Below are 10,614 nucleotides of genomic sequence, written 5' to 3'. Positions count from 1 at the left end.
TACAGATGAAAACAAAGTTATTTACCTTGATTTTAATGTTGACGGCTATTGCAAGCTTTTCCCAACAAGATTCGCAGTTTACGCAGTACATGTACAACACAATCAATATCAATCCGGCTTATGCTGGATCAAGAGGAGTCTTAAGCGTCTTTGGATTGTATCGAACTCAATGGATTGGTCTCGACGGAGCTCCAAAAACAAGCACCTTTTCGGTTAACAGCCCCATCAACAACAGCAATTTGGGAGTTGGAGTCTCAGTGATAAATGATAAAATAGGTCCAACCAATCAAACTGATCTTTCAGCAGATCTTTCTTATACTATCCAGGTATCGGCAGAATCTAAACTGTCTTTTGGGGTTAAGGGAACAGCTAATTTATTTAATCTAGACATAAATAAACTAAATCCAGAAATTCAAGGAGATCCAAAGTTTCAGGATTTGCAAAATAAATTCTCGCCTAATGTAGGAGCAGGAGTTTATTGGCATTCCGATAAGGCATATGTGGGACTATCGGTTCCTAATTTTATCGAAACCAACAGGTATAATGACAATGACTATGCAATCTACAAAAGTAAAATGAACTATTACTTAATTGCAGGTTACGTATTTGATTTAGATCATTATCAGTATATCAAATTCAAACCGGCTATTTTGACCAAAATGGTAGAAGGAGCCCCTTTGCAGGTTGATGTTTCAGCCAACTTCATGTTTATGGACAAGTTTGTAATAGGAGGAGCCTACAGATGGAGCGCGGCAATGAGTGCCATGGCAGGATTTCAGGTCTCAGATGGACTCTACATAGGTTATGGCTACGATCATGAAACTACCAGTTTGAACAAATACAATTCAGGATCACATGAGATATTTCTGCGATACGAATTCTTTAGAAAAAATAGTAAAATAATAACTCCACGCTTCTTCTAAAAATAACGATTATGAAAAATTACAAATACCTTTATATCTCTATAATAAGCATTTTTTCGTTGAGCAGTTATTCACAGAACGGAAAAATCAGCTCAGGAGATAAAAAATATGATAATTATGCTTATGTTGACGCTATAAAAACTTATGAGCGAATAGCCGAAAAAGGTTATAAATCAGAAGATTTATTTAAAAAACTGGCTAATTCATACTATTTTAATTCCAATTTTGAAAATGCCTCCAAATGGTATAAGGAATTGTTCGACATGAATACGGCAATTGAAACAGAATACTATTATCGTTATGCCCAATCTTTGAAATCTACAGGAGAAACAGTGAAGGCTAATCATATGATGGATCTGTTTAATGAAAGATCGAAAAATGATTTACGAGCAAAACTGTATGAAAAAGACAAAAACTATCTTGAAGAAATAAAAGCCAATAGTGGTCGCTATAAAATCGCAGATGCTGGTATCAATTCAAAATATTCTGACTATGGAACCTTTATTCATGGCAATACCGTCTATTTTGCATCAGCAAGAGATACAGGTAATTTTAGTCAGCGTAAACATACTTGGACAGGAGAACATTTTACTAATTTGTATCAGGCAACTCTAGACGAGGATTTCAACCTAAGTGCTCCTAAAGTATTTAAATCAAAAATAAATAGCAAATTTCACGAATCAACTCCGGTTTTTACAAAAGATGGTAAAACAGTTTATTTTACTAGAAATAATTACAACAATGGTAAAAAAGGGAAAAATAATGAAAAAGTCACCTTATTAAAAATTTATCAGGCAACTTTTGAAAATGGAGAATGGACTAATATTACCGAATTGCCGTTTAACAGTGATAATTATAGTACAGCCCATCCAGCACTTAGCGCTGATGAAAAAACAATGTACTTTGCTTCAGACATGCCAGGAACATACGGTCAGTCCGATATCTATAAAGTAAGCATTGATAATGGTAAATTTGGAAAACCTGTAAATTTAGGACCTGTAATTAATACAGAAGGAAAAGAAACGTTCCCATATGTAACTAGCAATAACGAAATTTATTTTGCTTCAGATGGGCATCCTGGACTTGGTGGTTTAGATATTTTTGTTGGAAAATTAGATGAAGATGGGGTAAGCAACATTCAAAACTTAGGTTCAGACATAAACTCTCCGCAAGATGATTTTGCTTATGTTATTGATGTTAATTCGCGAAAAGGATTTTTTAGTTCCAATAAAACAGGAGGGAAAGGTTCAGATGACATTTATAAATTTGAAGAAACGAAAAGTATAGTATGCGTTCAAGAACTTAATGGAATAGTTACAAGCTTGGCAACAAAAGAAATTTTGCCCTATGCTAAACTTAGTTTATATGATGCTAATCATATGTTAGTAAGTACAAGTATATCAGATTCAAATGGGAATTATGGTTTTGCAGTTGATTGTGGGAAGGGTTATATAATAAGAGCCGAAAAAGAAAAATATGTAACTAAAGAAGAAATGGTTTCCGTTTTAAAAGAAAGTGGTAAAACCTATTTGCCAATTGCTTTAGAAAATTCAGAATGTCAAGTAGCCATTGGAGACGATTTAGGTAAATGTTTCGGTATAACAAACATCTACTTCGATTTAGATAAATCTAATATTCGCCAAGAAGCAGCTTTAGATTTAGAGAAAATATTAGATGTATTAAATCAATATCCATCAATGAAACTAGATATCCGTTCGCATACAGATAGTAGAGCAAGTTATAAATACAATGAATCGTTATCTGATCGAAGAGCTAAATCAACCGTAGAATGGTTAATTAAAAATGGTGTTGCACCAAACAGATTAACTGGTAAGGGATATGGAGAATCACAACTAGTAAATAAATGTTCTGATGGAGTAAAATGTAGCGAAGAAGAGCACCAAATGAACAGAAGAAGCGAATTTATAATTACAGAACTGTAATATCAAAGATTTGTAGTCCTTCCAAAAAAAGCAGGCTGTCTACTATAGACAGCCTGCTTTTTTATTCTAGAAGATAATGAGTTAAAAAATAGATTTAGTTGTTTAGTGTTTTATTCTAAAACAATCCATTTAATTCTGCATCAATTCTATTAATGATGTCTCCCAAATCTTCAGGATTATCAACAAAATTAATATTGTCAACATCGATAATTAGTAGCTTTCCTTTTGTGTATGTCTGAATCCAAGCTTCGTATCTTTCGTTCAAACGGCTTAAATAATCGATAGAAATAGAATTTTCATATTCGCGTCCACGCTTGTGGATTTGACCAACAAGATTAGGAATTGAGCTTCTTAAATAAATCAACAAATCTGGAGCTTTAACCAATGATTCCATCAATTCGAATAAAGACGTGTAATTTTCAAAATCACGGCTCGTCATTAATCCCATTGCATATAAGTTAGGAGCAAAAATATGCGCATCTTCGTAAATCGTTCTGTCCTGAATGATCTTTTTTCCACTTTCGCGAATTTGCTGCACTTGACGAAAACGGCTGTTAAGGAAATAAATCTGAAGATTAAACGACCAGCGCTCCATCTGATGGTAAAAATCATCCAAATACGGATTATCAACTACATCTTCATAATGAGGTTCCCATTTGAAATGTTTCGCCAATAATTTGGTCAGAGTGGTTTTTCCTGCGCCTATGTTTCCTGCTATTGCTATGTGCATTACGGTGTTACGATTTTATAATTTGATATATCTGTAGCTGTAAAAATAGATAAAATTTGGTCTTTGTAATAAAAATTGTCAAAGGTTTTTTCTAAAATTTTAATCTCAGAAATTACTTCAGGGTTCGATTTGTTCATTCCTTTAAAATACAATAAATTATACTTACTGAAAAGATATTGCGAAGAATTGACTATTGTGATTCGATCAAAATCAGTAATCTTTCCTAACGAAGTTATCTTTCCAAAAATGTCGCAAGAGTACCAATTGTTTTTTTTGTCAATCCAATAGAAGGTATTAAAATCAGTTTGGTAATACTGAATTGATTCCGTAAGCGGAATTGAAATCGTTTTGTATTCATTTTTTAAATAATCAAAAAGACCAATCTGCTGGTTTAAAGTATTATAACTCCATAACTGATTTTGCGTAGACATTCCGATGGCGCTTACGACAATTGGAGTTGCGTTCTGCGAAAAGTTAATTTCGGTCATTTTATTTAATTGATTGTCTAATAAAACAACACTATTGAAGTCTTCATAAAACAAAACAATTTTTAACGGATTTTGAAGATCTACTTTAGTGATTTTTCCCAAAGAAATATTCTTGTACTCGAAGATTTCTTTTCCTTTAATCTTACTAAAAACATTATTTGTTATCTGATAAGAATAACCAAAAGAATCATATCCTAAAAATATATCAGAAGTATTTTTATACTGTGAAATTAAAGTTGGAGTTATAATCAAATCCTGAGCAGAAAGCGCATGAAAAGTGCAGAAAAGTAATAAACAGGATAAAATTTTTTGCACAGTTTTACACATCAGAGATTATTTTACAAAAGTACCAAATTACAAAAAACTCTCCTTAGAAATTCAATTTTAAGTCTTAAACCTTTTTTAAATCTAATAGTCTAAAAAATAAGCGATTCTGTCTATGTCTTGATACCGTTAATATATTTAGTTTTTTGAATTTTAAAATAAATAATACATTTGAATGTAAGTTTTATCGGATTTACTCACTTTAAAGAAAATAAAATGAAAAAGATTTTTTTTTATATGATTTTACTGCTTGTTTCTGCACAAATTCAAGCTCAGAAAGATTTCCAAGGAATGGCCGTTTACGAGTCAAAAACACAAGCTCCAAAGTTTGAAGGAATGCGTGGAAATAGAGATATTACGCCAGAAATGCAGAAAAATATGGAGGAGCGTATGAAAAAAATGCTCGAAAAAACATTCATTTTGAATTTTGATAAAACAGCATCAATTTATAAAGAAGAAGAAAAGCTAGAAGCGCCTGGTCAGCAGGGAGGTTTTCGTATGATGTTTGGCTCGCTTACTGGCGGCGGAGGCACTTTTTACAAAGATGTAAAAACAAAAACATACACTGTTGATAAAGAATTCATGGGAAAAGAATTTCTTGTTGTCGATTCGTTGCCAAAATTAAACTGGAAATTAGAACAAGAAACCAAGCAAATTGGCGGGTATAATTGTTATAAAGCGACAGCGGTAAAACAAGCAAGTAAAACCGATTTCAGAAACTTCAGACCTAAAAACAATGATGATAAAAAAGACGAAGCTAAAAAGACCTCAGGCGATACAAAGACCAATTTTGCTGACAATTTTGAAATACCAAAAGAGATTGTCGTAACGGCTTGGTATACACCAGAAATCCCAATCAATCAAGGGCCAGAAAATTACTGGGGGCTTCCAGGATTAATCTTAGAAATCAACGATGGAACTACAACAATTTTATGTTCTAAAATTGTTTTGAACTCAAAAGATAAAGTAGAAATTAAACCTTCTAAAAAAGGAAAAGTAATTTCTCAGAAAGAATATGATGAAACGGTAATTAAAAAAATGGAAGAATTTAGAGAGATGAACCGTGGTAGAGCTGGCGGACCGCCGCCTCCAATGGGGAGATAAAAATCTAAATTCCAATTCTTAAATTTCAATTTACAAACTTTCAATATTCTTATAATGAATAAGATACTTTTTGTATTTGCTTTACTTTTTACTTCTATATGCTTTTCTCAAAGTATCCGTTTTGATGGTTTGATTCAAGATGAGCAGAAAAATCCGTTAGAAATGGCCAATATTATGGCTGTTAATAACGGCACAAAAGCGATGGATTCTTATGGGATAACCAATGACAAAGGAAAGTTTCAGTTGACTTTGAAGCCTAATACAGCTTATACAATCAAGGTAAGTTATTTAGGAATGAAGTCTAAAGAAATTGCAGTATCGACAAAGTCCGAAAACATAAATCAGAATATTGTTTTGGATGGTGCTGGAATAGAATTGGAAGGTGTAGAAATTGTTCGCGAAATGCCTGTTTCTATAAAAGGAGACACAATTGTTTACAATGCTGATTCTTTTAAATCTGGAACAGAAAAAAAGCTTGAAGATGTCTTAAAGAAACTGCCAGGAGTCGAGGTAAATGCCGATGGTGAAATTGAAGTCGAAGGAAAAAAAGTCAGCAAATTGATGGTTGAAGGAAAAGATTTTTTTGACGGAGATACAAAATTAGGCGTTAAAAATATTCCAGCTGATGCTATTGATAAAGTCCAAGTTTTGCGAAACTATAACGAAATAAGCCAGTTAAAAGGTCTAGAAAATGATCAGGATAATGTAGCGATGAACATTAAACTGAAAGAAGGTAAAAAGAACTTTTGGTTTGGAGATGTTACCGCTGGAATTGGTGTTGCAGAATTGGACAGCCGATATATTATTAATCCGAAACTGTTTTATTACAGTCCGAAATACAGCATTAATTTAATTACCAATTTTAATAATATTGGCGAATTGCCTCTTACGGCACAAGATTATTTTAAGTTTACTGGCGGATTTAAGAACCTGATGAAAAAAGGCGGAAGCAGTTTTAATGTTTCTTCTAATGATTTAGGAATTTCATTGCTTAGAAATAATCGTGCTAAGGAAATCGAAACCAAATTTGGAGCAACAAACTTTGCATATTCTGTCAATAAAGCTTGGAATATAAGTGGTTTCGGAATTCTTTCAACTTCAAAAACAGATTTAGAGACTAAATCTCAAACTACGATTTTGGATTCTGGAGATAAGCAGAAACGTGATGAAATGACGCATCAAAAGAACAATCTGGGACTTTTTAAATTAAGTTCAACTTACAAACCAAATGATAAATTTCAGTTTGATTATGATATCTTAACGAAATTATCAAAACAGAATGAAGATACAGATTTACTTCGTGAATCTATTGTTAGTGATGTTTCTGCGGTTGAAAGTATTTTAACTCAAAAAAAGCAAGATCCAACATCAATAAATCAGAATCTAAGTTTGTATTATACACAGAGCAGTAAAAATATTTTTGCTTTCGAAATGCAGCATTTGTATCAAGACGAAAATCCATTTTATAATGCCAATTTAAGAACACAGCCTTTTGATTTATCAGGATACATTTCAGGACAAAATCGAAACGATTTGAATCAAGATCGTTTTGTAAAAACTAACAAATTGGATGCTAAATTGGATTACTATTATATGGTAACGCCAAAAAGCAACATCAATATTACAGTAGGTAATATGTATTCGTATCAGAATTTCAATTCTCACATTTTTCAAATGTTAGATAATGGAGATCGAAATGATCTTAATGAGGCTGAAAATAATAATAATGTAGATTATAGATTTAATGATGCATTTTTAGGTTTTCATTATAAAATTCTAACAGGAAAATTTACGTTTACGCCAGGAGTAAGTCTGCATTCGTATCAAATGACAAATGGACAATTGGGGAGCGATTATTCTCAGAATTTTGTAAAAGTGCTTCCAGATTTCTTTGCTTTATATCAAATCAAAAAATCAGAAACTTTGACTTATAATTTCTCTCTGACTAATGATTTTACCGATATTAATCAGCTGGCGGCGGGCTATGTTTTATCAGATTACAGCAGTTTGTTCCGCGGAAACCGTTTCTTAGAAAATGCTACTTCACAAGTGCATTCGTTGCGCTACTTTAAGTATAATATGTTTAATTTTGAGAATATATTTGCCAACGCAACTTACACGAGAAAGGTAGATGCCATTAAAACAAAAGCCGATTTTGACGGAATTAACCAGTCTTCGGTTCCTTATAATTCCAATTTGGCAGACGAAACTTTTTCTGGAATGGGAACTTACGGACGTTCCTTTTTGAAAAACTACAAAGCATCTGCAAGCGCGAGTCTTAATTGGTCAAAATTCAATAATATTCAAAATGAAAAATTGGCCACGACCGAGAGTTTTGTGCAAAGCTATACGGTTAAAGCTTCAACAAATTATAAAAACCTGCCGAATATAGAATTTGGTTATAATCTCTTGGTTAACAAATACAGCGGCTCCACTTTTTATACCGATAAACCATTTGCAAGATTAGACTATTATTTCTTAGACAGTTTTTCTTTTGTTTCAGAGTACGAATTCTATCATTATTATAATGGAAACAAAACGGTAGACAACGAATATGATTTCTTAAGCGCGAGTTTGGTTTATCAAAAAAAGAACAGCAAATGGGAATATAAAATCTCGGCAACCAATTTGCTAAACACAAAATATCTTAATGATGATAGCTTCTCACAGTTCTCTACAAGAGTTTCTCAATACACTGTACAGCCGAGATACATCATCTTTTCCATTAAATACAATTTGTAGTATTTTAAGGGCAAATATTATGATTTTTTATGATTTGTTTAGAGACGAATCAGATATCTTTGCGCTATATTACTAATAACAAAACATGTAGTTATGCGCAATTTTATTTGGGGTTTAACGCTCCTTTTTGCTGGAATTTCTACCTCTTTCGCCCAAACAAATGGAATAGAAAAAGGAACTTATTTATCTATAAATAAGGGAGGAAAAATCAAATTAAATTTATTAGATAATAATAAGTACGAATTGGTTTTTTATTCAGGAGATTACAAAATTGAAGGAGATTCTCTTATCTTCTTAAAAAACACAAAAACAGTCAATAGATTTGATCTTTCTTTTGTTAAAGATAAAAAAGCAAAAAAGATTAAAATTAAGTTTTTGAATCCTTCTTACTATTCATTTTTTATAGGAACTCAAAATGGTTCTGAAGCAGTTCAGTATCAAAGAGTAGCCGATATTAAAACAAAAGTAGATCCAGATTGGAAAACTACAGATTTAGATTTTGAAATAGAAAAAACTGATTTTCTGTACTTGGTTTATGAAGATTACAACGGTAAAAGTGACGTAAGCAAATACGCCTTGCCTAAAGATGTTTCGGAGGTAACAATAAACTATGATCTGGCAGTTTTGAATGATTTAAATCTTGGCGGATTTTTTGATAAAAAAACAAATGAATTGCGAATTTTTGAATCATACGGGAAAGATCCTTTGGTATTTGTAAATGAAAAAACGCCACTTCCTGAAAAAACGCCAGCTGTAATTCCTGTTGAAACTCAAAATGTAACAAACTGGACTTATCCTGGAAAGGAGTCTTATTATGGTGATACTTCAGATCCAGTAGTTGTTGACAGCGCAGCAACTGCTGTAGTTGACGCAGCCGCAGTAGATTATCCGTATAGCACACAGGCATATTCTGGATATGCTTTTAAATTAAAGATTGAGAATAGTCTAGATAAAGCAATCAAAGCAACTAAAGAAGCACCAAAAAAGTTTCTGGTAATCTATGTTGACAATAAAAACAAAACAGCAAAAGAAACTTTTGATGCTTTTGTAAAAGATCAGGAAACACAGACCGGATATAATATGTATGACAAATACGATCCGCTTTATGATGTCTATAATTATTATTTTGCCGGAAACGATGATAAAAAATGGCTGAAAAATAATAAGATTATCAATGAGCCAAGTATCGTTATATTAAACGGAAAAGGTGATGTATTAGCTATTGCAAAATCAGATTTAACCTCAAAACAATATCAGTTTAGTTATTATGGAGATTTCTATCGTAAGCTTTTACGTGCAGATGCTTTCCTTTCAATTGATAAAACGTTGAAGAATAAAAAAGCATCGGATGCAGATTTAGTTCAGGCTTTTAACAAAGCGGCTTTATTGGAAACATCATACGATTATGATTCAGCTTATACTTCAGAAGATCTGACAGAGTTTGTGATTTCAAAAACAACACTTGATAATAAAGAAGTGGCTCAAACTTGGAAAAAGTTGATTGAAGCGCATCAAAAAGATAAAAATGCCAATATGTTTTTGGTAGAAACTATTGTAAAAGAAATCAAAAATCAAGGATTTACTAAACAGCTTTTCAATGAAGATAGAATCTTAAATGATACCGATTTCCTGGCAATTGATTATATATTAAAACATTCTGACGAAATCGAAAGCAAGCGTACGGCATTCAATGGTACAGATGCCAGTATTCATAATTTAGAGAATGTTATTTCTGAAGTTTCTAATGCATTACAGCAAAATCTATACGCTTCTCAGGACGGATTGACAGGTGAAATGAACAAAGAAAAAATCAATTCTGTTTATAAAAAGATTATCGAATCTGGAAAAGGAAATTTTGATGCTTATAGAAATTATTTCTATTATTTGGCTCAGGTTGAAGATCAAGATGGTTCTAATACAACTTATTTAAGAGAGTTTAATACCTATTTTGATGCAACATTGGCAGGAACAAGTCCAATAGAAAAATTAGATGCTATTTTCTCTGGATTAGATTCAAGTTCAAGTTATTCTTATGATGGATGGAATTCATTCAAATATTATCATTCAGACATTTCTAATAATGCGGCTTGGGCAGTTGTGTCAAAACCTCAAAACTCTAACTTTATTAAAGATGCGATTAAATGGTCTGAATACAGTTTAGTGCTGACTAAAAACAATCCGTATTATTTAGATACTTTGGCGCAGCTGTATTATAAAGACGGACAAAAAGATAAAGCTATTGCAACTCAAACTTTGGCAGTAAAATATTTAAATGATACTGTAGAAGAAGAAACTACCAGTGAAATAAAAGAAGTATTGGTTAAAATGCAGAATGGAACTTATTAATAAAATTATCGTAT

The 10,614-nt window shown here is 32.2% G+C and carries 7 protein-coding genes; 5 read left to right on the top strand and 2 right to left on the bottom strand.

Features of this window, described 5'->3' with window-relative positions; translation table 11 throughout:
• The first annotated feature begins 5 nt into the window (after positions 1-5).
• Together LPB248_RS08800 and LPB248_RS08795 are read left to right on the top strand one after the other, a co-directional pair.
• The gene (locus LPB248_RS08800; protein ID WP_177211100.1) at positions 6-923 is read left to right on the top strand and encodes a type IX secretion system membrane protein PorP/SprF; all 918 of its coding nucleotides are present in this window, start codon (positions 6-8) and stop codon (positions 921-923) included.
• 11 nt (positions 924-934) lie between these two features.
• Positions 935-2,866: an OmpA family protein gene (locus tag LPB248_RS08795; protein WP_177211099.1), complete on the top strand. Its 1,932-nt coding sequence runs from the start codon at positions 935-937 to the stop codon at positions 2,864-2,866.
• Positions 2,867-2,981: 115 nt separating this feature from the next.
• Here LPB248_RS08795 and LPB248_RS08790 read toward each other — a convergent pair whose 3' ends face one another.
• Positions 2,982-3,596: a deoxynucleoside kinase gene (locus LPB248_RS08790; RefSeq protein ID WP_129746158.1), complete on the bottom strand. Its 615-nt coding sequence runs from the start codon at positions 3,594-3,596 to the stop codon at positions 2,982-2,984.
• Entirely contained in the window at positions 3,596-4,399 is an 804-nt protein-coding gene (locus LPB248_RS08785) for a hypothetical protein (protein ID WP_255462900.1), read from the bottom strand. The genes LPB248_RS08790 and LPB248_RS08785 overlap by 1 nt, the downstream gene beginning before the upstream one ends.
• Positions 4,400-4,624: 225 nt before the next feature.
• On the opposite strand from LPB248_RS08785, the gene LPB248_RS08780 reads away from it, so the two are divergent.
• From LPB248_RS08780 to LPB248_RS08770, 3 genes are all read left to right on the top strand, one after another.
• Positions 4,625-5,512, top strand: a complete 888-nt coding sequence (locus LPB248_RS08780) for a GLPGLI family protein (protein ID WP_177211097.1) — start codon at positions 4,625-4,627, stop codon at positions 5,510-5,512.
• Positions 5,513-5,566: 54 nt separating this feature from the next.
• Positions 5,567-8,254, top strand: coding sequence for a carboxypeptidase-like regulatory domain-containing protein (locus LPB248_RS08775; protein WP_177211096.1), 2,688 nt, complete (start codon positions 5,567-5,569; stop codon positions 8,252-8,254).
• A 93-nt stretch (positions 8,255-8,347) separates the two neighbouring features.
• Positions 8,348-10,600 (top strand): hypothetical protein, encoded by a 2,253-nt coding sequence (locus LPB248_RS08770; RefSeq protein ID WP_177209579.1) that lies wholly within the window; start codon positions 8,348-8,350, stop codon positions 10,598-10,600.
• Positions 10,601-10,614: the final 14 nt, after the last annotated feature.

Source organism: Flavobacterium sp. LPB0248, from assembly GCF_013388355.1.
In the GTDB taxonomy this organism is placed as follows: Bacteria; Bacteroidota; Bacteroidia; order Flavobacteriales; family Flavobacteriaceae; genus Flavobacterium.
Note: the sequence above shows the minus strand (reverse complement) of the source record. Positions and strands in the feature narration are given on the sequence as shown.